Annotated in this window: 20 protein-coding genes; 6 read left to right on the top strand and 14 right to left on the bottom strand. The window is 71.4% G+C overall.

Annotation, left to right across the window (positions count from 1 at the left end):
- Positions 1 to 69 precede the first annotated feature (69 nt).
- The 11 genes from BWR60_RS16720 to BWR60_RS16670 all read right to left on the bottom strand — a co-directional run bounded on the left by BWR60_RS16720 (position 70) and on the right by BWR60_RS16670 (position 14,446).
- Positions 70 to 1,173 (bottom strand): NAD(P)-dependent oxidoreductase, encoded by a 1,104-nt coding sequence (locus tag BWR60_RS16720; RefSeq protein WP_088152156.1) that lies wholly within the window; start codon positions 1,171 to 1,173, stop codon positions 70 to 72.
- Complete coding sequence (locus tag BWR60_RS16715) at positions 1,148 to 3,817, bottom strand: molybdopterin-dependent oxidoreductase (RefSeq protein WP_179221802.1); 2,670 nt, start codon at positions 3,815 to 3,817, stop codon at positions 1,148 to 1,150. The genes BWR60_RS16720 and BWR60_RS16715 overlap by 26 nt, the downstream gene beginning before the upstream one ends.
- 148 nt (positions 3,818 to 3,965) lie before the next feature.
- Positions 3,966 to 4,307, bottom strand: coding sequence for a nitrite reductase small subunit NirD (gene nirD, locus BWR60_RS16710; protein ID WP_218823539.1), 342 nt, complete (start codon positions 4,305 to 4,307; stop codon positions 3,966 to 3,968).
- Positions 4,304 to 6,769: a nitrite reductase large subunit NirB gene (nirB, locus tag BWR60_RS16705; protein WP_088152154.1), complete on the bottom strand. Its 2,466-nt coding sequence runs from the start codon at positions 6,767 to 6,769 to the stop codon at positions 4,304 to 4,306. Before nirB ends, nirD begins: the two co-directional genes overlap by 4 nt.
- A 13-nt stretch (positions 6,770 to 6,782) precedes the next feature.
- Positions 6,783 to 7,580 carry an ABC transporter ATP-binding protein gene (locus BWR60_RS16700; protein ID WP_088152153.1) on the bottom strand — a complete coding sequence of 266 codons (798 nt, stop codon included), beginning with the start codon at positions 7,578 to 7,580 and terminating at the stop codon, positions 6,783 to 6,785.
- Between the two features lie 10 nt (positions 7,581 to 7,590).
- A complete protein-coding gene (gene ntrB / locus BWR60_RS16695; protein WP_230983078.1) occupies positions 7,591 to 8,490 on the bottom strand; it encodes a nitrate ABC transporter permease in 900 nt (299 codons plus the stop codon).
- A gap of 27 nt (positions 8,491 to 8,517) precedes the next feature.
- Complete coding sequence (locus BWR60_RS16690; RefSeq protein ID WP_088152152.1) at positions 8,518 to 9,834, bottom strand: CmpA/NrtA family ABC transporter substrate-binding protein; 1,317 nt, start codon at positions 9,832 to 9,834, stop codon at positions 8,518 to 8,520.
- Positions 9,835 to 9,854: 20 nt separating this feature from the next.
- Positions 9,855 to 11,105: a CmpA/NrtA family ABC transporter substrate-binding protein gene (locus tag BWR60_RS16685; RefSeq protein WP_088152164.1), complete on the bottom strand. Its 1,251-nt coding sequence runs from the start codon at positions 11,103 to 11,105 to the stop codon at positions 9,855 to 9,857.
- Positions 11,106 to 11,413: 308 nt separating this feature from the next.
- Positions 11,414 to 11,998, bottom strand: coding sequence for an ANTAR domain-containing response regulator (locus BWR60_RS16680; protein WP_088152151.1), 585 nt, complete (start codon positions 11,996 to 11,998; stop codon positions 11,414 to 11,416).
- 90 nt (positions 11,999 to 12,088) lie between these two features.
- Positions 12,089 to 13,783: a dihydroxyacetone kinase family protein gene (locus BWR60_RS16675; protein WP_088152150.1), complete on the bottom strand. Its 1,695-nt coding sequence runs from the start codon at positions 13,781 to 13,783 to the stop codon at positions 12,089 to 12,091.
- 42 nt (positions 13,784 to 13,825) lie between these two features.
- Positions 13,826 to 14,446, bottom strand: coding sequence for a glutathione S-transferase family protein (locus BWR60_RS16670; protein WP_088152149.1), 621 nt, complete (start codon positions 14,444 to 14,446; stop codon positions 13,826 to 13,828).
- A 135-nt stretch (positions 14,447 to 14,581) separates the two neighbouring features.
- Here BWR60_RS16670 and BWR60_RS16665 point away from each other — a divergent pair, with 135 nt between their 5' ends.
- Complete coding sequence (locus BWR60_RS16665; RefSeq protein WP_088152148.1) at positions 14,582 to 15,424, top strand: 5'-nucleotidase, lipoprotein e(P4) family; 843 nt, start codon at positions 14,582 to 14,584, stop codon at positions 15,422 to 15,424.
- A gap of 24 nt (positions 15,425 to 15,448) precedes the next feature.
- On the opposite strand, the gene BWR60_RS16660 is transcribed toward BWR60_RS16665, so the two are convergent.
- Entirely contained in the window at positions 15,449 to 15,670 is a 222-nt protein-coding gene (locus BWR60_RS16660) for a hypothetical protein (protein ID WP_088152147.1), read from the bottom strand.
- Between the two features lie 104 nt (positions 15,671 to 15,774).
- On the opposite strand from BWR60_RS16660, the gene BWR60_RS16655 reads away from it, so the two are divergent.
- Positions 15,775 to 16,470 (top strand): ATP12 family chaperone protein, encoded by a 696-nt coding sequence (locus BWR60_RS16655; protein WP_088152146.1) that lies wholly within the window; start codon positions 15,775 to 15,777, stop codon positions 16,468 to 16,470.
- A gap of 52 nt (positions 16,471 to 16,522) precedes the next feature.
- Positions 16,523 to 16,870 (top strand): antibiotic biosynthesis monooxygenase family protein, encoded by a 348-nt coding sequence (locus BWR60_RS16650; RefSeq protein ID WP_088152145.1) that lies wholly within the window; start codon positions 16,523 to 16,525, stop codon positions 16,868 to 16,870.
- Positions 16,871 to 16,873: 3 nt separating this feature from the next.
- Here BWR60_RS16650 and BWR60_RS16645 read toward each other — a convergent pair whose 3' ends face one another.
- Entirely contained in the window at positions 16,874 to 18,040 is a 1,167-nt protein-coding gene (locus BWR60_RS16645) for a M20 aminoacylase family protein (RefSeq protein ID WP_088152144.1), read from the bottom strand.
- A gap of 135 nt (positions 18,041 to 18,175) precedes the next feature.
- On the opposite strand from BWR60_RS16645, the gene BWR60_RS16640 reads away from it, so the two are divergent.
- The 3 genes from BWR60_RS16640 (at position 18,176) to BWR60_RS16630 (ending at position 20,801) form a co-directional block, all read left to right on the top strand.
- Complete coding sequence (locus BWR60_RS16640) at positions 18,176 to 19,708, top strand: acyl-CoA carboxylase subunit beta (protein WP_088152143.1); 1,533 nt, start codon at positions 18,176 to 18,178, stop codon at positions 19,706 to 19,708.
- A 69-nt stretch (positions 19,709 to 19,777) separates the two neighbouring features.
- Entirely contained in the window at positions 19,778 to 20,218 is a 441-nt protein-coding gene (locus tag BWR60_RS16635) for a hypothetical protein (RefSeq protein WP_088152142.1), read from the top strand.
- Between the two features lie 115 nt (positions 20,219 to 20,333).
- Positions 20,334 to 20,801 (top strand): hypothetical protein, encoded by a 468-nt coding sequence (locus BWR60_RS16630; protein WP_088152141.1) that lies wholly within the window; start codon positions 20,334 to 20,336, stop codon positions 20,799 to 20,801.
- A gap of 40 nt (positions 20,802 to 20,841) precedes the next feature.
- Here BWR60_RS16630 and BWR60_RS16625 read toward each other — a convergent pair whose 3' ends face one another.
- Complete coding sequence (locus BWR60_RS16625) at positions 20,842 to 21,585, bottom strand: sulfite exporter TauE/SafE family protein (RefSeq protein WP_088152140.1); 744 nt, start codon at positions 21,583 to 21,585, stop codon at positions 20,842 to 20,844.
- Between the last annotated feature and the right edge of the window lie 84 nt (positions 21,586 to 21,669).

Genomic DNA, 21,669 nt, shown 5'->3' with positions numbered 1-21,669 from the left:
GGCGCCATGCGGCAAGAGCGACGCCGGCTCCTCCTGCCGCCGGATTGCGGCGGGAGCACGGCCAGTCTGCTATTCCGCGGCCAGCAGCGCGGTTCCCTGAGGAACAGCGTCGGCGAGAAGCTGCACCACCTGCAGGCCCTGGGCCAGGGCGTCCCGCAGGGCATCGGCCTCGGCCGGCGTCCGCACCGGCCCCCGGCGCGGCGCGTCGCGGCGGGCATGGTCCAGCACCGCCGGGTCGACGCCGTCCCCGACCAGCAGCAGGTCGGCCCGGCGCAGCGCCGCCACCTGGCGCAGGGTCAGGTCCTGCTCGCCGCCCGGCCCGATCGCGATCCGGGTCAGCGAGCCGGCGGCGGGGCGCTCTGCCGCCACCCGGTCCAGAAGGTCCAGCGCCGCGGCCCGGTCGGCGGCGCCGTCGCGGTACAGCCGGCGCCAGAAGGCCAGGCGGCGGGCCGGGTCGGCGATGCGGCGGCGGATCTCGTCGCGCAGCGTGCCGGACAGGGCGGCCAGGCGGCCGAGGCCCGGCGGGATCAGCGCCTCCAGCTCCTGCCGGATCAGCCCTGCCAGGGCAGGGGCTGCGCCGCCGGTCGAGACCGCGACCACCACCGGCGACCGGTCCAGGATCGCCGGCAGGATGAAGTCGCACAGCGCCGGCCGGTCGACCACGTTCAGCGGCACGCCGGCCGCACGGGCGAGGGCGGCGCTGTGGGCGTTGGCGTCAGGGTCGCCCGAGGCGTCGATCGCCAGGCAGGCCCCGGCGAGATGATCGGCGGTCAGCGGACCTGGGAGGATCTCGGCGCCGGCCGCCGTTTCGGCGAAGGCGGCGTCGGCGCCGACCAGCCGGATCGCGGCGCCGGCGCGGCGCAGCAGCTCGAATTTCGGCGCCGTGGCGTCGCCGCCGCCGACCAGCACGCAGACCCGGCCGCGCACGGTCAGGAAGACGGGGAGATGGGGCAGGAGAGCCTGATCCTGCGCAAATGGATGGGCCGGAGCAGCCCCCTCACCCGGAATCGCTTCGCGATTCCGACCTCTCCCCAAGGAGAGGTGATCGGGGGCGTGGCTCCGTTCCCCTCTCCTCGGGGAGAGGGAGGGGCCTGGCGCCGAAGACGACTGGAGGGTGAGGGGGATGGCACCGGCCGAGGTCAACGGCTCAGCCGGCTGCGGGCAGGGCGGCATGGGCGACGATCTCCTTCAGCTCCGGCACGCAGGAGCCGCAATTGGTGCCGGCGCCGAGCAGGGCGCCGAGCTCCTTGACCCCGATGCCCCTGCCTTCCCGGATCGTCCGGAGGATCCGCTCCAGCCCGACGCCCAGGCAGGCGCAGACGATCCGGCCCTCGGCCGGGGCGCCGGCCGGGGCACGGCCGGACAGCAAAGCGCGGCGGTCGGCCTCGTCCAGTGCCGGAGTCTCGGCGGCGAAGCGGGCCAGCAGCCATTCCGGGTCGGGCAGCCGGCCGGGCGGGGCGACGAACAGGCATTCGGCCAGCTCGCCGGATTCCAGCGTCGCCAGGCGGAACAGGCCGCGCTTGGCGTCGGCGAACTCGATCACCTGCCGGTCCTTGCCCGGCGCCAGCAGCGACCGGCCGAGGATGATGCCGTCGGCCGGCGGCTCCGGCCCGCCCAGCGTATAGATCTGGCAGCCGGCGGCGGCGCGGCGGGTCCAGTAGACCAGGCCGGTCGGCCGCATCCGCCGGCGCGAGACCAGGAAGCCCTCCCAGCCCAGCGGCACCCGGTCGAGCGAAACCGGCGTGTGCTTCAGCTCCGGTTGGCCGGAGACCGGGTCGACGGCCGGGCTGGCCAGCCGGCCGGCGACACAGTCGGCAGTGAAGCGGTCGTTCCAGTGCATCGCCAGGAAGGCCTGGCCCGGCGCCTGGTCGGGCGTGATCCGGACCCGGGCCAGGGCGCGGCCCCAGCCGCTTCTCAGCCGCGCCAGGTCGCCCTCGGCCAGGCCGTGGCGGCGGGCGTCGTCGGGATGCAGCTCCACCGCCGGCTCCGGGCTGTTGGCGGCCAGGCGCGGCACCGCGCCGGTGCGGGTCATGGTGTGCCACTGGTCGCGCAGCCGGCCGGTGTTCAGCAGCATCGGCCGGTCGCGGTCCGGGCGATGGGCCGGCGGACGGTGCCGCACCGGGACGAAGCGGGCGCGGCCGTCCGGCGTCGGGAAGCCGCCCTCGGCGAACAGCCGCGCCGTGCCCAGGCGTCGACCCTCGGGAACGGGCCATTGCACCGGCTCCAGCGCGTCGTACTGGGCCTGGTCCAGCGCTGCCAGGCCGCCGATGTCGAAGGCGCGCGCGCCCTGGTTCTCGAAGGCGGAGAGGGCGGCGTGCTCGCGGAAGATCGCGGCCGGGTCCGCATAGGGGAAGGCCTCGGCGAAGCCCATGCGGCGGGCCAGCTGCGTGACGATCCACCAGTCCGGCCGGGCCTGGCCGGGCAGGGGGCGGAAGCGGCGCTGGCGCGAGATCCGGCGCTCGGAATTGGTGACGGTGCCGTCCTTCTCGCCCCAGCCGGCGGCGGGCAGCAGCACATCGGCCAGGCGGGCGGTGTCGGTCTCGGCGGTGACGTCGGACACGACGACCAGGTCGCAGCGCTCCAGGCCGCGACGCAGCCGCTCCGCGTCCGGCACGCTGACCGCCGGATTGGTCGCCATGATCCACAGCGCCTTGATCCGGCCGGCGGCGACGGCGTCGAACAGCTCCACCGCCTTCAGCCCCGGCCGCTCGGCCAGAAGCGGCGCCCGCCAGAAGCGGCGCACCCGGTCGCGCACGGCCGGATCCTCGAAGCCCATATGGGCGGCCAGCTGGTTGGCCAGGCCGCCGACCTCGCGCCCGCCCATGGCGTTGGGCTGGCCGGTGACCGAGAACGGCCCCGCGCCCGGCCGGCCGATCCGGCCGGTGGCGAGGTGGCAGTTGATGATGGCGTTGACCTTGTCGGTGCCCCGGGTCGACTGGTTCACGCCCTGGGAATAGATCGTCAGCGTCGCCGGGGTGTGGGCGAACCAGGCGTAGAAGCGCCGCACCGCCTCCTCCGGCAGGCGGCAGCCGGCAGCCACGGCGGCGATGTCCGGGGCGTCCTCGGCGGCGGCGATGGCGGCCTCCTCGAAGCCCGCGGCATGGGCGGCGATCCAGCCGCGATCCAGCGCGCCGGTGCGCACCAGATGGGCGAGCAGGCCGTTGAACAGCAGCACATCGGTGCCCGGGGCGATGGCGAGGTGGAGGTCGGCCTCGTCGCAGGTGGCGGTGCGGCGCGGGTCGATCACCACGATCCGGGTGCCGCGCTTCTCCCGCGCCGCCAGCAGGCGGCGGTGCAGGATCGGGTGGCACCAGGCGGCGTTGGAGCCGACATAGATGGCGAGATCCGCCTGCTCCCAATCCTCGTAGCAGCCCGGCACCACGTCGCCGCCGAAGGCGCGGCGATGGCCGGCGACCGAGGAGGCCATGCACAGCCGGGAATTGGTGTCGATGTTGCCGGAGCCGATGAAGCCCTTCATCAGCTTGTTGGCGACGTAGTAGTCCTCGGTCAGCAGCTGGCCGGAGACGTAGAAGGCCACGGAGTCCGGCCCGTGCTCTTCGATGGCTTTGGCGAAGCCGGCGGCGACGCGGTCGAGCGCCTCGTCCCAGCTTGCCGTGCGGCCGCCGATCATCGGGTCGAGCAGCCGCCCCTCCAGCCCCAGCGTCTCGCCCAGCGCCCCGCCCTTGGAGCAGAGCCGCCCGAAATTCGCCGGGTGGATCGGGTCGCCTGAGACAGCCAGGTCTTTTGCGTTACCTCTCCCGCCGGACGCGATCGTCTCGGAATTTCCAACATCGTCATTGCGAGCGAAGCGAAGCAATCCAGGGCCAGCGCGAACCGGCCCCTGGATTGCTTCGTCGGCTCCGCCTCCTCGCAATGACGGCGAGGACGGGAGAGACAACGCATCAGCGCCACCCGCGACGACAACCCCGCAGCCGACGCCGCAATAGGGGCAGGTGGTGCGGGTCTCAGCCATTGGCGACCAGCCGCGGCGCCGGCAGGCCGAGGCGGATGCGGCCGGCCTGCAGCTCGACCGCGATGCGGTGGACGCAGCCCTCGTCCGGCCCCTCGACCGACCCGGTCTCCAGGCTGATCACCCAGGCGTGCAGCGGGCAGGTGACGCTGGTGCCGTGCACGATGCCCTGCGACAGCGGTCCGCCCTTGTGCGGGCAGCGGTCGTACAGCGCGAAGACCCGGTCGTCGGCGGTGCGGAACAGGGCGATGTCGCCCTCCGGGCTCTTCACCACCCGGGCGCCCAGCGGCGGGATGTCCTCGATCCCGCCGACATCGATCCACAGCGGCATCATCATTCCACCTCGGCCAGGCTGCGGAATTCGTGCGCCTCGGCGCCCCCGGCGCGTTCGGCCCAGGGATCCGCTTGCGCGAATTGCTGGGAATGCAGGAACCGGGCGTGCAGCCGCCGGCGCGACTCCGCATCCTCGACCACCCGGCGCTTGACGTGATCCAGCCCGACCCGCTCGATCCAGGGCGCGGTGCGCTCCAGATAATGCGACTCCTCGCGGTGCAGCTGCATGAAGGCGCCGCAATATTCCAGCACCTCGGCCTCGGTCTCGACCTTGCACAGGAAGTCGGTGCCGCGCAGCTTGATGCCGCCATTGCCGCCGACATGCAGCTCCCAGCCGCTGTCGACCGCGATCAGGCCGAAATCCTTGATCGTCGCCTCGGCGCAGTTCCGCGGGCAGCCGGACACCGCCATCTTGAACTTGTGCGGGGTCCAGCTGCCCCAGCTCATCCGCTCCAGCGCGATGCCCATCGCGGTCGAATCCTGGGTGCCGAAGCGGCACCATTCCGACCCGACGCAGGTCTTCACCGTGCGCAGCGCCTTGCCATAGGCGTGGCCGGAGACCATGCCGGCGGCGTTCAGGTCGCGCCACACATCCGGCAGCTGCTCCTTCCTCACGCCCAGCAGGTCGATGCGCTGGCCGCCGGTCACCTTCACCGACGGGATCTGGTAGCGGTCGACCACATCGGCGATCGCCCGCAGCTCCTTGGCGCTGGTGACGCCGCCCCACATCCGCGGCACCACCGAATAGGTGCCGTCCTTCTGGATGTTGGCGTGCACCCGCTCGTTGATGAATCGGGACTGCTGGTCGTCGCGGTACTCGCCCGGCCAGGCGCAGATCAGGTAGTAGTTCAGCGCCGGCCGGCACTTGGCGCAGCCATGCGGCGTGCGCCAGCCCAGCTCCTGCATCACCGCCGGGATCGACCGCAGCTCGCGCGCCAGGATCAGCCGCCGCACCTCGTCATGGCCGAAATCGGTGCAGCCGCAGACCGCCTTGACCTTCGGCCCGCCCTCGTAGCCGTCGCCCAGCGTCACCGCCAGCAGGCTCTCGACCAGCCCGGTGCAGGAGCCGCAGGAGGACGACGCCTTGGTGTGGGCCCGCACCGCGTCCAGACTGGTCAGCCCCTTCTCGCCGATCGCCTGGACGATGGTGCCCTTGCAGACGCCGTTGCAGCCGCAGATCTCCGCCTCCGGCGGCAGGGCGGCAACGGCCTGCTTAGGGTCCGGCGCCGCACCCCCGGCGGCCGCCAGCGCCTGGCCGAAGATCAGCCCGTCGCGCAGCGGCGCCACGTCCCGGCCCTCGCGCAGCATCTGGAAGAACCAGGCGCCGTCGGCGGTGTCGCCATACAGCACGGCGCCGGCGATGCGGTCGCCCTTCAGCACCAGCCGCTTGTAGACGCCGCGGGCGGCGTCGCGGAACACGATGTCCTCGCAATCCTCGCCGCCCTGGAAGTCGCCGGCCGAGAACACGTCGATGCCGGTGACCTTCAGCTTGGTCGAGGTGACCGAGCCGCGGTATTCGCTCTCGGCCGTGCCGGCCAGCTGGTCGGCGCAGATCCGGGCCATCTCGTAGAGCGGCGCCACGAGGCCATAGGTCCGGCCCTGGTGCTGCACGCATTCGCCGACCGCCAGGATGCAGGGGTCGGAGGTGGTCATGCGGTCGTCGACCACGACGCCGCGCTCGACCGCCAGGCCGGCCTCGCGGGCCAGCGCCGTGGCCGGGCGGATGCCGACCGCCATCACCACCAGGTCGGCCGGGATCACCCGCCCATCCTTCAGCCGCACCGCCTCGACCTTGCCGTCGCCTTCGATTGCGGCGGTGTCGGCCTCGGTCAGCACGGCCAGGCCGCGTCGCTCCAGCTCGCGCTTGAGGAGATAGGCGGCGGCGGGGTCGAGCTGCCGCTCCATCAGCACCGGCATCAGGTGCAGGACGGTGACCTCCATGCCGTTGGCGCGCAGGCCGTTGGCGGCTTCGAGGCCCAAAAGGCCGCCGCCGATCACCACGGCGCGGGTGCGGCCCTCGCGCGCCGCCGCCAGCATGGCCTCGACATCGGCGATGTCGCGGAAGGTGACGACGCCGGGCAGGTCGCGGCCCGGCACCGGGATCAGGATCGGGTCGGAGCCGGTGGCCAGCAGCAGCCGGTCGTAGCGGCAACGGCTTCCATCGGCGCCGACCACCTCGCGCGCCTCGCGGTCGATCGCCGTGACCTTGACGCCGGCGCGCAGCTCGATGCCGTTGGCGTCGTACCAGGCGCGGTCGTTGATGACGATGTCGTCGAACCGCTTCTCGCCGGCCAGCACCGGCGACAGCATGATGCGGTTGTAGTTCACCTGCGGCTCGGCGCCGAACACGGTGACGGCGTAGCGGCCGGGCGCGCGGGCCAGCAGCTCCTCCACCGCCCGCATCCCGGCCATGCCGTTGCCGACCACCACCAGCCGCTCCTGCGGCCCCCAGCTTCCCTCGGGCATGTTTTCTCCTCCCTCAGGCGGCCGCGGTGGTGAAGCGCTGGCGCTCGTAGAGGAAGCGCAGCACCTGCACCCGGCACGCGGCGTATGTCGGATCGTCGGCCAGCGCCAGGCGGCGGCGCGGCCGCTCCAGCGGGATCTCCAGCACCTCGCCGATGGTGGCGCTTGGGCCGTTTGTCATCATCACGATGCGGTCGGAAAGCAGCACCGCCTCGTCGACATCGTGGGTGATCATCAGCACCGTGTTGCCGAGGGCCGCGTGGATCTCCATCACCGAATCCTGCAGATGCGCCCGGGTCAGGGCGTCGAGCGCTCCGAAGGGTTCGTCCATCAGCAGGATCTTGGGCTGCATCGCCAGCGCCCGGGCGATGCCGACGCGCTGCTTCATGCCGCCGGAGATCTCGCCCGGTCGCTTGTCCTTGGCATGCGCCATGTGGACCAGGGCCAGGTTGTGCATCACCCAGTCATGCCGCTCGGCGGCGCTCTTGGACCGGCCGAACACCTTGTCGACCGCGATCCGGACATTGCCGTAGACGGTCAGCCAGGGCAGCAGCGAGTGGTTCTGGAACACGATGGCGCGGTCCGGACCCGGGCTGTCGACCACCTGGCCGTCCAGCAGCACCTCGCCGGTGGTGGAGCGGACCAGGCCGCCGACGATGTTCAGCAGGGTCGACTTGCCGCAGCCGGAATGGCCGATGATCGACACGAACTCGCCCTGGGCGATGCCGAGCTTCACATCGACCAGCACCTCGCTGACCGCGCTGCCGCGGGTGAAGCGCATGCCGACCTGCTCGATCGAGAGATAGCTGTCCATGGGGCTCTCCTCAGGCCGAGGTGCCGCGGGCGACGAGCGCGCCGGCGAAGCCGATCAGGCGGTCCAGGACGAAGCCGACCAGCCCGACATAGACCAGCGCCACGATGATGTCGCTGATGCGCGAGCTGTTCCACGCGTCCCAGATGAAGAAGCCGATGCCGACGCCGCCGATCAGCATCTCGGCGGCGATGATCGCCAGCCAGGACAGGCCGATGCCGATGCGCAGGCCGGTGAAGATGTAGGGCACGGTGGCCGGCAGGGTGATCCTGGTGAACACCTCCCACGGCGACAGGCGCAGCACCGCGGCGACGTTGCGGTAATCCTGCGGGATGTTACGCACCCCGACCGCGGTGTTGATCACGATCGGCCAGATCGAGGTGATGAAGATCACGAAGATCGCCGACGGCTCCGCCTGCTGGAACCCGGCCAGCGAGATCGGCAACCAGGCCAGGGGCGGGATGGTGCGCAGCACCTGGAAGATCGGGTCCAACCCGCGCATGGCCCAGACGCTCTGGCCGATCAGCACGCCGAGCGCGACGCCGACCACCGAGGCCAGGGCGAAGCCGACCGCCACCCGCGACAGGCTGGTGGCGATCTGCCAGAAGGCGCCCTTGTCGACCCCGCCATTGTCGTAGAACGGGTCGATGATGAAGTCCCAGGTGTCGTCCAGCACCTTGAGCGGTGACGGCAGGCTGGAGCCGGGGCTGGAGCACAAGAGCTGCCAGGCCAGCAGCAGCAGCGCCAGCACGATCAGCGGCGGGATCACCCGAGCGGCGGCCTCGGTGGCGAGGCGGCCGAGGACGGGGCCGAGCGGCGGCCGCGCCACCGGCAGGGACAGGACCCGGCCGGCGGGCTTGGGCCGTGCGGCCGGGGCGGGGGCTTCAGAGACGATCTGGGCGGTCTGGGGCACGAGGCTGGCTCCGGCTGGCTGTCGGCGTCAGGCGACGGTCTTGATGGCGAGGCTGGCGAGGTAGGCGTCGGGGGCGTCGGGGTCGAAGACCTTGCCGTCGAAGAAGGTCTCCTTGCCGCGTGAGGTGCCGGCCGGAATCTCCTCGGCCGGCACGCCGGCCGCCTGCGCGGCCTGGCGCCAGAGGTCCTCGCGGTTGACCTTGGCGATCAGCCCCTTGAGGTCGACATCCGGGGCGATGTAGCCCCAGCGCCGATCCTCGGTCAGGAACCACAGCTCATGGCTCTGGAACGGGTAGGAGGCGAAGTCCTTCCAGAACTTCATCAGCAGCGGGCTGTTCTCGACCTTGCGGCCGTCGCCGTAATCGATGGTGCCGAGCGAGCGCGGCAGGATGTCGGTCGGGGGCACGTTGAACCATGCCCTCCGGCCGATGATCTGGGCCATTTCCTCCTTGTTCTCCGGCTTGTCGGCCCAGCGCTGGGCTTCGAGCACCGCCTGCAGCAGCGCCGCCGCCGCCTTCGGGTTGGCGTCGACCCAGTCGGCGCGCAGCGCCAGGCTCTTCTCCGGATGGTCCTTCCACAGCTCGCCGGTGACGCAGGCGGAGTAGCCGATGCCCTGGTGCACCAGCTGGTCGTTCCACGGCTCGCCGACGCAGAAGGCCTGCATGTTGCCGACCTTCATGTTGGCGACCATCTGCGGCGGCGGCACCACGATGGTGCTGACGTCCTTGTTCGGGTCGATGCCGCCGGCCGCCAGCCAGTAGCGCATCCACAGGTCATGGGTGCCGCCGGGGAAGGTGACGGCGCATTTGACGTCCTGCCCCTTCGCCTTCATGTCGGCGAAGGCGGCCTTCAGCGGCTTGGCGTCGACCGTGGCGCCGGCCGGCATCAGGTCCTTGGCCACCGAGATCGCCTGGCCGTTGGTGTTCAGCCGGCACAGGATCTGCATCGGCAGCGGCTTGTTCTCGGCGGTGATGGTGCCGAGCGTCATCAGGTAGGGCATTGGCGTCAGGATGTGGGCGCCGTCGATGCCGCCGCCGGCCGAGCCCAGCACCAGGTTGTCGCGGGTGGTGCCCCAGGAGGCCTGCTTGCTGACCGTGACCTCGCTCAGCCCGACCTGGTCGAACAGCCCCTTCTCCTTGGCGACGATCAGGGGTGCGGAATCGGTCAGGGCGATGAAGCCCAGCGTCGCCTTGGTCGTCTCCGGCCCGGCTCCTTGAGCGAAGGCGCCCGAGGGGAAGGCGGTGCGGAGTGCGGCAATGGTGGCCGCGGCGCCGGTCAGCCGAGCGGTGCCCTGCAGCAGGCTGCGGCGGTTGATCGTGGTGATGGTGCGGTCGCGTGCGGTCATGAAAGCCCCCTTCGGTTCGGTCAGCCGCGTTGCGTCGCGACGGTTGCGGTGCCGCCGGCGGCGGGGCCGGCGAGATCGGTGTCGAGCGCGGCGGGATCGAAGATCCTTCCGTCGCAGAAGCGGTCGGCGCCCAGCGCCAAATCGCCGGCCGGGTCGGCCAGCACCCAGGGGCCGTCATGCAGCCCCTCGGCCTTGCTGTCGGCCGAAGGCGCCGGGTAGCCGAGATTCCAGGCGGCCTCGCGGTAGAGGTCCGGCCGGTACACGGCGGCGGCCGTGGCAGCGATGTCGACGCTGTCCGGCAGGTCGCCCCAGCGCCGCAGCTGGGCCAGGAACCAGGCGGCGTGCGACAGCCAGGGCAGGCCGGCGGCGCGGCGGTGATAGACCGGGCCGCGCGCCGGCAGCCCGTCGACCAGCAACTCGCCGGGCCGGCCCACCAGCGCGGCGGCGATCGCCGCGGCCGGGGCGTTCAGCACCTCCGGCGCCGCCAGCATCGCCACCGCCTCGGGCCGGTGTTGCGGCCGGTCCAGCCAGGCGGCGGCGCGGATCAGCGCGCGGATCAGGGCGTGATGCACCTCCGGCCGGGCCTCGGCCCAGGCACGGGTGACGGCGAAGACCTTCTCCGGCGCGTTGTTCCAGATCTGCCAGCCGGTGGTGGCGGTGACGCCGACGCCCTGGTCGACCGCGACATCGCCCCAGGGTGCGCCGACGCAGAAGCCGTCGACCCGCCCGGCCGACAGATGCGCCACCATCTGCGGCGGCGGCACCACCACGATGCGCACGTCGCGCTGCGGGTCGACCCCGCCGGCCGCCAGCCAATGGCGCAGCTGGTCGTGATGGCTCGATACCGGGAAGACGATGGCGAAGACCGGGGGCGGGGCACCGGCGCGGCGCCGGGCCGCGACGACGGCCGCGACCGCCGTGGCCGACTCGGCGGCCGCGCCCTCCGGGTCCGCCGCCGCCATCTCCGCCGCGAGGGCATTCGAGACGGTGACGGCGTTGCCGTTCAGGCTCAGCGACAGCCCGACCAGCATCGGCGTCTTCGGGCCGCTCAACCCCAGCGTGATCGCCAGCGGCAGCGGCGCCAGCATATGGGCGCCGTCGAGCAGGCCGCAGACCAGCTTGTCGCGCAGGCTGGCCCAGCTGCTCTCGCGTGACAGCCGGACGCACAGCCCCTCCTCGCGGAAGAAGCCTTTCCGCTCCGCCACGATCAGTGGCGCGCAGTCGGCCAGCGGCACGAAGCCGAGGGTCAGGTCTGTGCGGGGATCCGTCATCAGCCGCTCCAAAACGAAAAGGCGCCCGAGAGCCTGCGGAAGATCCGCAGTCCTCGGACGCCTTTGCCCGGTTCGGGCGGCCCAGCATCGGGCCGCCCCGAATATCGTCGGACGGACGCCATTGCCCGTCGTCACCCAAAGGATACGCAAGCGGCGTGCCAGATGCTCTGCCGCCGGGGTCCTGATCGAGGGGCGAGGGCAGCGGCCGATTCAGCGATCGGAGGTGGTCATCCGGGTCATGCTGCACTGCGGCAAGATTCTGCTCCGCAATTGTGCAATGCGCAAAAAAGCGGCGGAAACAGGCGTGCCTAGTTTTTGGTCAGCAGCTCGCTGATGCTGATCACCTGCTCGGCGATCTCGGCCAGCGGCTTGCCGCGGTCCATCGCCAGCTTGCGCAGGGCGCGGTACGCCTCGTCCTCGGCCATGCCGCGCTGCTGCATCAGGATGCCCTTGGCACGCTCGATCCGCTTGCGCTCGGCCAGGGTGGCGCGGGTCTTCTCCAGCTCGTCGCGCATCGCCTGGAAGGCCTGGAACCGTGCGATCGCGGCCTCCAGCACCGGCTTCACCCGGTGCGGGCTGAGGCCGTCGACGACATAGGCGCTGACCCCGGCGCGGATCGCCTCGCCGATCGCGGCGTCGTCGCTCTGGTCCACGAACATCACGATCGGCTTCGGCCGCTCGCGGCTGATGCTGCGCATATGCTCCAGCGCGTCGCGGTTGGGGGCGTCGAGGTCGACGATGATCACGTCCGGCTCGATCTCGCGCACCCGCGCCAGCAGGTTCTCGGTGCCGCTGGCGGTGGTGACCGCGCCATGGCCGGCCGCGCTCAGCGCCGCTTCGACCAGGCGGCGGCGCTCGGCGTTCTCATCGACCAGGAGGATGCGCAGGATCATTCGCGGGGCAGGGGGCAGCGGAACTGACGCCTGTCCCAGCAAGTTCCGGACCACTGCGCAGGGCGCGGCCCGCGCCGTGCGGGCCGGCGGCTACCGGATGACCGCCTTCAGCGCCTGCAGCCAGACCAGGGCGGCGGCGGCGCCGGCGTCGGGGACGCCGATGGCGCGCTCGCCGAGATAGCTGGCGCGGCCGAGGCGCGGCAGCATCCGCGCCGTGGCGTCGGTGCCCGCGGCCGCCGCAGCGACGCAGACGCCCCAGGCCTCCGCTGGCGACTTGCCGCTGGCCACCGCGGCCGAGAAGGCCTCCGCCGCAGGGTGGAGCGCATCCAGCATGGTGCGGTCGCCCGGCTTGGCGCCGCCCAGATCGCCGATCGCCTGCACCGCGACGGTGAAGGCCTCGGCCCAGGTCTTGAGGGCGGGCGTGGCCTCGCCCGCCAGCCGCCGCGAGGCGCGCAGCAGGGCGGTGGCGTAGAACGGGCCGGAGCTGCCGCCGATCGCCCGGCGCAGCGCGTCGCCGACCGCGGCCAGCGCCTTCGCCGGATTGGCCCAGGCGGCCTCGGGCAGGGCGTGGATCGCCTCCGCAGCCCGCACCATGCTGGCTCCGAGATCGCCGTCGCCAGCCCGGGAATCGAGGTCGGTCAGATGCGCCTCGGCCTTGATCAGGGCATCGGCCACGGCGAGCCCCGCCTGCCGCAGCACAGGGGCGAGCGGCGAGGGGGCGGCTCTGGCCTCGGCCCCCGGCGCCGGCTCCGGCGCGCGGATCCGCCGCTTCGGGCCGATCCGGCCGCCGCCCGGCCAGGCCGGGGCCTGCGCCGGCGCGTCGAGCAGCGCGATCCGCTCCTCGTCCAGCTTCAGCAGGCTCAGCGAGCAGCCGGGCATGTCCAGCGCGGTCAGGAAGTTGCCGGCCCAGGCGCGTTCCACCGTGATGCCTCGGACGGCCAGGTCGGCCAAAGCGGCGCGGGCGACGATCGACAGCTCCATCGGCGGCGTCGCGCCCAGGCCGTTGACCAGCAGCGCCACCCGGTCGCCGCCCGCGAGGCCGCGGTCGGAGACGATGGTTTCCAGGATCTCGGCGACCAGCGCGTCGGCCGGCTGCAGCGGCCCGCGCCGCACCCCGGCCTCGCCATGGATGCCCAGGCCCAGCTCGATCTCGCTGTCGCCCAGGGTGAAGCCGGGCTTGCCGGCGGTCGGCACGGTGCAGGCGCCCAGCGCTACGCCCATGGTGCCGAGGTCGGCGGCGGCGGCGCGGGCCAGGGCGGCGACCTCGGCCAGGGGCTTGCCCGCGGCGATGGCGGCGCCCGCCAGCTTGTGGATCAGCACCGTGCCGGCGATGCCGCGGCGTCGCGCCGGCTCGACCGTGTCGCGCAGGGCCACGTCGTCGGCCACCACCACGATCTCGACCGGGATGCCCTCCTCCTGCGCCAGCTCGGCCGCCAGGCCGAAGTTGAGGCGGTCGCCGGTGTAGTTCTTGACCACCAGAACCGCGCCGGAGGGGCCGGAGGCGGCGCGGATGCCGGCCAGCACGGCATCGACGCTGGGCGAGGTGAAGACGTCGCCGGCGATCGCGCCCGCCAGCATGCCGGCGCCGACATAGCCGGCATGGGCCGGCTCATGCCCGCTGCCGCCGCCGGACAGCAGGGCCACCGGCCGTGACGCCGGCACCGGCAGGTCGGCGCGGATCACCACCGCCTCCTCCTCCAGCAGGGCCAGGCCGGCATGCAGGTCGACGAATCCTTCCAGCATCTCGCGCAGGACATGACGCGGATTGTTGATCAGCTTCTTCACGGCGGTCCTCGGTCGGAGGGCGGGGATCGGGGAAGGAACGGATCAGCCTTCGTTTCGTTGCCAGACCTCGGCCAGCTCGGGGGCGGCGCGCAGCCGCCCGGCGATCGCCGACAGCTTCGGGCATTCGGCGTGGAACCACTCGCTGCGCGGCCGCCAGCGGTTCATCACCGCGATATAGATATCGAGGGCGGTGCGGGTCTGGCCCAGGAACCAGGGGCTGCCGGCCGCGGCCTCCATCTGCCGCCACAGCACCTTGCGGTGCTCGTCGGTGGTGCGGCGCAGCTCGGCCTTGGCCTCGTCGCCGGTGACCCAGCGGCCGGGGTCGTCGCCATAGGCCCAGGTCGGGTACAGCGCGGCGACGATGAACACCAGCCGGCGCAGGAAGGCGGGGCGGTCCGGATGATCGGCCGGCGGGGCCAGCCCGGCCTGCGGCGCCACATCGGCCAGGTGCAGGGTGATCGCTCCGCTCTCGGTCATCACCGTGCCGTCGGGCAGCACCAGCACCGGCACCTGGGTCAGCGGGTTCAGGCGCTGCAGCATCTCGCGGTCGGCCGGGCTGTCGAAGACGTCGACCGACTTGATGGCGAAGGGCACGCCGGCGAGGGTCAGCATGATCTCGCTGAGCGCCGAGCCAGTGCCGGGCGTGGCATAGAGCGTGTACATCGGTCCTCCCCTTCGTCGCGCTCCGCACTCGTAACACGCGGCGGCAGCGTGCGGTATCGCCGCGAACGGGGTTGCGACCGGCGGTCCGACGCTGCTCATATGCTGTCACGAAACTGTAACAATCGGAGGCTTCGAATGGCGCGCATGGGATGGGCTTCGGCCCTGGCGATGATGGCCGTGGCGGGAACCGCCCAGGCCCAGCAGGGGCCGGGCGCGGACGACAACCTGAACGCCGTGCTGTGGGACCAGACCTCGGTCGAGGCGCAGGCCAACGCGATCGGCGCCTATGCCCTCGCCCGGCTGCGGCTGGACGAGGCGCTGGCCGACCCGTCGCGCACCGCGGCGCCGGCGGAGCAGACCGGCGACTTCAGGAACTTCCCGCCGGCGGTGGTGCTGGATGTCGACGACACGGTGCTGAACACCTCGCCCTACCAGGCCCGCAACGTGGCCGAGGGCTCGGGCTTCGACCCCAAGACCTGGACGACCTATGTCAACGCCAAGGCCGACACGCCGATCCCGGGCGCGGTGGAGTTCACGCAATACGCCGCGTCCAAGGGCGTGAAGGTGTTCTACGTCACCAACCGGACCACGGAGGAGGAGGGCCCGACGGTCGAGCACATGAAGGCGCTGGGCTTCCCGATGGGCGACAATGTCGACACCTTCCTCAGCGCCAAGGAGCAGCCGGATTGGGGCTCGGCCAAGGGCACGCGTCGCGCCGTCATCGCCAAGGACTACCGGATCCTGCTGCTGATCGGCGACAATTTCGGCGACTTCAGCGACGCCTATAAGGGCACGGTGGAGGAGCGGCAGAAGGCGTTCGAGGCCGCCAAGGACCATTGGGGCCGCGACTGGATCGCGATCGCCAACCCGACCTACGGCTCCTTCGAATCGGCGCCCTACAAGGGCGACTACAAGCTGCCGAAGGAGGAGCAGCGCAAGCTGAAGGTCGAGGCGCTGACGCCCTGGAACGGGCAGTAACCGTCTTCGCCGGGCCGTGGCGGATCAGAACCCGCCGCGGCCCTGCAGCGGATGCCCGGTGATCAGCGAGACCAGATGAGCCGCCATCAGGATCACCACCAGCGCCGCCACCATCATCACCGGGATCACCGGGAAAAGCCGCACCTCGCCCGGGGGCGGCTTGCGCCGGTCCATCACCAGCATGGCCGCCGTCACCGCCAAGGCGACGGCGAGGATGATCGAGGTGTTGGTCAGGTCCAGCTGCATCGTGGCTCCGCGGTAGCATCCCTGCGGCCGGGACGGAAGACGGGTTGCATCGGCGGCCGCGATTGCCGATATCGGCGCGGGCGGAGAGTGACGGGATCGGGACGATGAAGCGCTTCTACAAGACGGTGGATGTGGTGCCGGCCGGCAGCGGCTTCGGCGTCACCCTCGACGGCAAGCCGATCCGGAGCCCGGCCAAGGCCGATTTCACCCTGCCCAGCCGGGCGCTGGCCGAGGCGGTCGCAGCGGAGTGGGACGCCCAGGCGGACGAGGTGGTGCCTTCGGCCATGCCGCTGATGCAGCTGGCGGCGACGGCGATCGACAAGGTGGCGCCGAATCGCGAGGTGATCATCGACACCATCGCCCCTTATGGCGGCACCGACCTGCTGTGCTACCGGGCCGAGGCGCCGGCGGCGCTGGCGGAGCGGCAGGCCGCCGCCTGGCAGCCGCTGCTCGACTGGGCGATGACCGCGCATGACGCGCCGCTGGCCGCGACCTCCGGCATCGTCCACCAGGCGCAGCCGGAGTCGAGCCTCAAGGCGCTGCGCGCGGCGGCGGCGGCGCAGGACGACTGGCGGCTGACGGCGCTGCATCAGGCCACGGCGCTGACCGGCTCGCTGGTGCTCGGCCTCGCGCTGCTGGCCGGCCGGATCGACGCCGACGAGGCGTTCGAGCTGGCCGAGCTGGACGCCAGCTTCCAGATCGAGCGCTGGGGCGAGGATGCCGAGGCCGCCGCGCGGCGCGCAGCGCTGCGGGTCGAGCTGCAGGCTGCTTCCCGGCTGGTGGCGCTGGCGGCGGGCTGACTGGCGTCCTCCGCCGGCCGATCTATGTGATCGGCATGAGAGGAGGAACGCGATGACCAGCGATGCCAAGCGACCCAGGATCGCCCGGATCTGGCGCGGCCGCACGACCCGGGCGCGGGCCGACGACTACGAGGCCTACAATTACGAGGCCGGGATCAGGCCGCTGATCGAGACGGCGATCGGCGTGCAGTGCCTGCGCGAGGACCGCGCCGACGAGACCGAGTTCGTCACCATCTCCTATTGGGAGAGCGTCGAGGCGATGGCGCGGTTCACCGGCCGCGACCCGACCGCGATCCACCATCTGGACCGCGACCCGGAGTTCCTGATCGAGCTGCCGGACCGGGTCCAGATCCTGGAGATCCGGCATTCGCATGGCGACATCGGCGGCGACGGACGGTGACGCTCACCCGGCCTTCTTCAGCCGGGTCTCCACCAGCCGCGACCACAGCGTGGCGCCGACCGGCAGGATCTCGTCGTTGAAGTCGTAGCGCGGATTGTGCACCGGCACGCTGCCGCGGCCGTTGCCGATGAACAGGAAGGCGCCCGGCTTCTCCGCCAGCATGAAGGCGAAATCCTCCGACGCCATGACGATGTCGCCGTCGTCCCGCACCGCATCGGCGCCCAGCGCCTCCGCCGCGGCCCCGGCGACCCAGGCGGTTTCGGCGGTGTCGTTGATCACCGGGATGACCTTGATCAGCACCTTCGGGTCGGCCTTGCCGCCGAAGGCGGAGGCGACGTCGCGCGAGATCGTCTCGATCCGGGTCTTCAGCGCCTCCAGTACCTCCATCCGCAACGCCCGGAAGGTGCCGCGCAGCACGGCGGTGTCCGGGATCACGTTGTAGGCGTCGCCGGCATGGATCTGGGTGACGCTGATCACCGCGGCGTCGAGGGCGGAGACGTTGCGGGCCACCACGCTCTGCAGCGCCGTCACCACATGCGCCGCGATCAGCACCGGGTCGACGCCTGTCTCCGGCAGCGCGCCATGGGCGCCGCGGCCGGTGATCTCGATGTCGAACACGCCGCCGCCGGACATGGTCGGGCCGGGCCGCACCATCACATGGCCGGCCTCGCCGGTGTGGAAGTTGTGCATGCCGAACACGGAATCGCAGGGGAACTGCTCGAACAGCCCGTCGGCGATCATTGCCTCCGCCCCGCCGCGGCCCTCCTCGGCCGGCTGGAAGATGAAATGCACCGTGCCGTCGAAGTTCCGGGTGGCGGCGAGGTAGCGGGCGGCGCCCAGCAGCATGGTGGTGTGGCCGTCATGGCCGCAGGCATGCATGGTGTTCGGGGTCTGCGACCGGTGGCCGAAATCGTTCACCTCCTGCATCGGCAGCGCGTCCATGTCGGCGCGCAGCGCGATCGCCTTCGGGTTGTTGCCGACGCGGAGGGTGCCGACCACGCCGGTGCGGCCGATGCCGGTTGCCACCTCGCAGCCGAAGGCGCGCAGCCGCTCCGCCACCAGGGCGCTGGTGCGGTGCTCCTCGAAGCCCAGCTCGGGATGGGCGTGGATGTCCCGCCGCCACTCGGTCAGCTCGTCGGCGAAGCCGGCGATCATCGGGTCGATCTTCATGGCTGGGTCCCTCGCAGAACGTCGGACGATATCAGGAACCCGGGCGGCGGCGCTGGCAAGCCCCGATCTCGCCCCATCCCACGCCGCGTGCTATTGCAGGCGGATGACGCTTTGGCGGACAGCCGCGGGGAGAGAATGCGCGAGATCCTTGAGGTGCTCGAGACGAAGCGCGCGGCGGCGCGCCTGGGCGGCGGCACGAAGCGGGTCGAGGCCCAGCACGCCAAAGGCAAGCTGACGGCGCGCGAGCGGCTCGAGGTCTTCCTCGACCCCGGCTCCTTCGAGGAATGGGACATGTTCGTCGAGCACCGCTCGGCGGATTTCGGCATGGCCGAGCAGAAGGTGCCGGGCGACGGCGTGGTCACCGGCTTCGGCACGGTCGACGGCAAGCTGGTCTTCGTCTTCAGCCAGGACTTCACGGTGTTCGGCGGCTCGCTGTCCGAGGCGCATGCCGAGAAGATCTGCAAGGTCATGGACCAGGCGATGAAGGTCGGCGCGCCGGTCATCGGCCTGAACGATTCGGGCGGCGCCCGGATCCAGGAGGGCGTGGCCTCGCTCGGCGGCTATGCCGAGGTGTTCCAGCGCAACGTCCTGGCCTCGGGCGTGGTGCCGCAGATCTCGCTGATCATGGGGCCCTGCGCCGGCGGCGCCGTGTACTCCCCGGCGATGACCGACTTCATCTTCATGGTGAAGGACTCGTCCTACATGTTCGTCACCGGCCCGGACGTGGTGAAGACGGTGACGCATGAGGTGGTGTCGGCCGAGGATCTCGGCGGCGCCGTCACCCACACCGCCAAGTCGGGCGTCGCCGACCTGGCCTTCGAGGACGATGTCGAGGCGCTGCTGCGGCTGCGCGACTTCGTCGGATTCCTGCCGTCCTCGAACCGTTCGCCGGCGCCGGTCCGCCCGACCGACGACCCGGCCGACCGGCCGGAGATGTCGCTGGACACGCTGATCCCGGCCAACCCGAACAAGCCCTACGACATGAAGGAGCTGATCGGGAAGGTGGTGGACGAGGGCGACTTCTTCGAGCTGCAGCCGGCCTTCGCCGGCAATATTGTCATCGGCCTGGCGCGGATGCAGGGCCGCACCGTCGGCATCGTCGCCAACCAGCCGATGGTGCTGGCCGGCTGCCTGGACATCGATTCCAGCCGCAAGGCGGCGCGCTTCGTCCGCTTCTGCGACGCCTTCAACATCCCGATCGTCACCTTCGTCGACGTGCCCGGCTTCCTGCCCGGCACCAGCCAGGAGTACGGCGGCATCATCAAGCACGGCGCCAAGCTGCTGTTCGCCTATGCCGAGGCGACGGTGCCGAAGGTCACGGTGATCACCCGCAAGGCCTATGGCGGGGCCTATGACGTGATGGCGTCCAAGCATCTGCGCGGCGACGTCAATTATGCCTGGCCGACGGCGGAGATCGCGGTGATGGGGCCGAAGGGCGCGGTCGAGATCATCTTCCGCGCCGATCTCGGCGACGCCGAGAAGATCGCGGCGCGGACCGAGGAATACCGCGAGAAATTCGCCAACCCCTTCGTCGCCGCCGCCCGCGGCTATGTCGACGACGTGATCATGCCGCACAACACCCGCCGGCGGATCTGCAAGGCGCTGGCGATGCTGTCCGAGAAGAAGCTCGAGAACCCCTGGAAGAAGCACGACAACCTGCCGTTGTAGGGCGCCTTGATTCCGCCACGCCGGGGTGGTGGCATCCCCGCCGGGAGAGACTTTGGCACCGAGACACGTATGACGTCGCGTTTCCGCGCGCTGACGGCCGTTCTGGCCGGGGTGCTTCTGCTGGCCGGCTGCGCCACCGAGGCGGGGTTCCGCAAGGGGCTGGACCAGCTGATCGGCCAGCCGAAGGACCAGCTGGTGGTGCGCTACGGCCCGCCGATCTATGAGAGCCGGACCGAGGACGGGCGGCGCTACGCCCAGTTCAACCTGTCCTATGTCGAGACCGGCGGCGGCTACACGAACAGCGTGCCCCGCACCGAGACCGTGCGCGGCACCTATCGCGACGATGACGGCGACAAGCATCGCTACAAGGAGACGCGGACGGTCTATGACGACCAGTATGTGCCGCCCTATGCGATCGAGCGGCGCTGCCTGACCACCTTCTACTTCAACGCCGCCAACCGCGTGACCAGCTACGCCTATGCCGGGGAGGGCTGCGTCGCGCCGGAATAGGGCTGTCAGCGTCATGCAATCGATTTAAAGTTGTGTTGATTCGATATTCGCTATTTTATGATGGCCCGTGGCAGGAGACGGATGTCCTGCGGCGGCGCTCGGGGAGGAATCATCGATGCGGCGGATCGCTCTGCTCCTGGCCGGAACGGCGGTGTTGATCGTCGGCTGCGGTCCGCGCGGCCCCCAGTTCAGCGAGCTCGGCTTCCAGCAGCGGATGGAGCGGCTGATCGGATTGTCGAAGGACAGGGTGGTCGGCCATCTCGGCCTGCCGGTCTCGGAGTTCGAGGGTAAGGAGGACGGCCATCTCATCGCGACTTACCAGCTGGACTGGACCGACTCCGGCGGCGGCTACACCGTCAGCGTGCCGCAAACCGAATATGTGTACGGCACCAGCTACAATCGCCGGGGCAGGAGCCGCGGCAGCTACAGCGAAACCCGGACCACCTATGTCGATCGCTCGGTGCCGTCCTATTCCGTTCAGCGGAGCTGCCTCATCGATCTGGACTATGATGAGCGGCAGCGGGTCGTCGGCTACCAGTATCGGGGTGACGGCTGCATGGCCGTGGAGCGCGAGACGCCGTAGACCGCCCGTCGCCTCGCGCCGCGTCCGGTGACGGTGCCGCTCACAGCAGCGGCCGCAGCGCCAGGTCGCAGCCGAGCAGCAGCAGGCCGAGGAAGAACCAGCGCCGGAACGCCTCCGGCCGCACCCTGAGGCGCAGCCATTGCCCGGCGGCCATGCCCAGCAGCGCCGGGGCCAGGGCCAGCAGCGAGGTGCCGGCAGCGTCCAGCGGGAAGGCGCCGTCGCGTGCCAGCCCGGCCGCCAGCGCCAGGGTGGAGACGGTGAAGGACAGGCCCAGCGCCTGCACCAGATCCTCCTTCTCCAGCCCCAGCGCCTGCAGGAACGGCACGGCCGGGATGACGAAGACCCCGGTGGCGGCGGTGACCAGGCCGGTGGCGGCGCCGACCGGCCCCGACCACCAGCGCTCCGCCCCGGCCGGCACGGTCAGGCGCGGCCCGGCCAGGCCGATCGCGGCGTAGAGCACCAGCGCCGCGCCGAGGGCGACGGTGGCGCGCTCGGCGCCGGCGCCGGTCAAGAGGCCGGCCCCGGCCCAGGTGCCGAGGCAGATCCCGGCCATCATCGGCCACAGCCGGCGTAGCAGCCCGCCGAAGCGCGGCCCGGCGAAAAGCTGCCAAAGATTGGTCACCAGCGACGGCACCACCAGGAGGGCCGCTGCCTGCGCCGGAGCCATGGCGAGGCCGAGCAGCCCCATCGCCACGGTCGGCAGGCCGAGCCCGACCATGCCCTTGATGAAGCCGGCGAGCAGGAAGGTGGCGGCGGCGAGGAGAAGGAGCATCGGGTCGGTCATGGCCGGAGCTTGCTCGGGCTGTCCTCCCGCGACAATCTGGATCTCCCTGATCCAGCCTTCGGCCAGGACGAAGGCTGCGCCCGA

The sequence above is a fragment of the Inquilinus limosus genome, assembly GCF_002195995.1.
GTDB classification, from domain to species: Bacteria; Pseudomonadota; Alphaproteobacteria; order DSM-16000; family Inquilinaceae; genus Inquilinus; species Inquilinus limosus_C.
Note: the sequence above shows the minus strand (reverse complement) of the source record. Positions and strands in the feature narration are given on the sequence as shown.

What these genes read in the sequence shown, in the direction of transcription:
- nirB (WP_088152154.1), bottom strand. Translation starts at nt 6,769, where the DNA reads ATGCCCGAGGGAAGCTGGGGGCCGCAGGAGCGGCTGGTGGTGGTCGGC.
- BWR60_RS16650 (WP_088152145.1), top strand. Translation starts at nt 16,523, where the DNA reads ATGACCAGCGATGCCAAGCGACCCAGGATCGCCCGGATCTGGCGCGGC.
- BWR60_RS16660 (WP_088152147.1), bottom strand. Translation starts at nt 15,670, where the DNA reads ATGCAGCTGGACCTGACCAACACCTCGATCATCCTCGCCGTCGCCTTG.
- BWR60_RS16680 (WP_088152151.1), bottom strand. Translation starts at nt 11,998, where the DNA reads ATGATCCTGCGCATCCTCCTGGTCGATGAGAACGCCGAGCGCCGCCGC.
- BWR60_RS16630 (WP_088152141.1), top strand. Translation starts at nt 20,334, where the DNA reads ATGCGGCGGATCGCTCTGCTCCTGGCCGGAACGGCGGTGTTGATCGTC.
- BWR60_RS16645 (WP_088152144.1), bottom strand. Translation starts at nt 18,040, where the DNA reads ATGAAGATCGACCCGATGATCGCCGGCTTCGCCGACGAGCTGACCGAG.
- BWR60_RS16665 (WP_088152148.1), top strand. Translation starts at nt 14,582, where the DNA reads ATGGCGCGCATGGGATGGGCTTCGGCCCTGGCGATGATGGCCGTGGCG.
- BWR60_RS16700 (WP_088152153.1), bottom strand. Translation starts at nt 7,580, where the DNA reads ATGGACAGCTATCTCTCGATCGAGCAGGTCGGCATGCGCTTCACCCGC.
- BWR60_RS16640 (WP_088152143.1), top strand. Translation starts at nt 18,176, where the DNA reads ATGCGCGAGATCCTTGAGGTGCTCGAGACGAAGCGCGCGGCGGCGCGC.
- BWR60_RS16720 (WP_088152156.1), bottom strand. Translation starts at nt 1,173, where the DNA reads ATGCCGCCCTGCCCGCAGCCGGCTGAGCCGTTGACCTCGGCCGGTGCC.
- BWR60_RS16625 (WP_088152140.1), bottom strand. Translation starts at nt 21,585, where the DNA reads ATGACCGACCCGATGCTCCTTCTCCTCGCCGCCGCCACCTTCCTGCTC.
- BWR60_RS16690 (WP_088152152.1), bottom strand. Translation starts at nt 9,834, where the DNA reads ATGACCGCACGCGACCGCACCATCACCACGATCAACCGCCGCAGCCTG.
- BWR60_RS16670 (WP_088152149.1), bottom strand. Translation starts at nt 14,446, where the DNA reads ATGTACACGCTCTATGCCACGCCCGGCACTGGCTCGGCGCTCAGCGAG.
- BWR60_RS16655 (WP_088152146.1), top strand. Translation starts at nt 15,775, where the DNA reads ATGAAGCGCTTCTACAAGACGGTGGATGTGGTGCCGGCCGGCAGCGGC.
- BWR60_RS16685 (WP_088152164.1), bottom strand. Translation starts at nt 11,105, where the DNA reads ATGACGGATCCCCGCACAGACCTGACCCTCGGCTTCGTGCCGCTGGCC.
- nirD (WP_218823539.1), bottom strand. Translation starts at nt 4,307, where the DNA reads ATGATGATGCCGCTGTGGATCGATGTCGGCGGGATCGAGGACATCCCG.
- BWR60_RS16635 (WP_088152142.1), top strand. Translation starts at nt 19,778, where the DNA reads ATGACGTCGCGTTTCCGCGCGCTGACGGCCGTTCTGGCCGGGGTGCTT.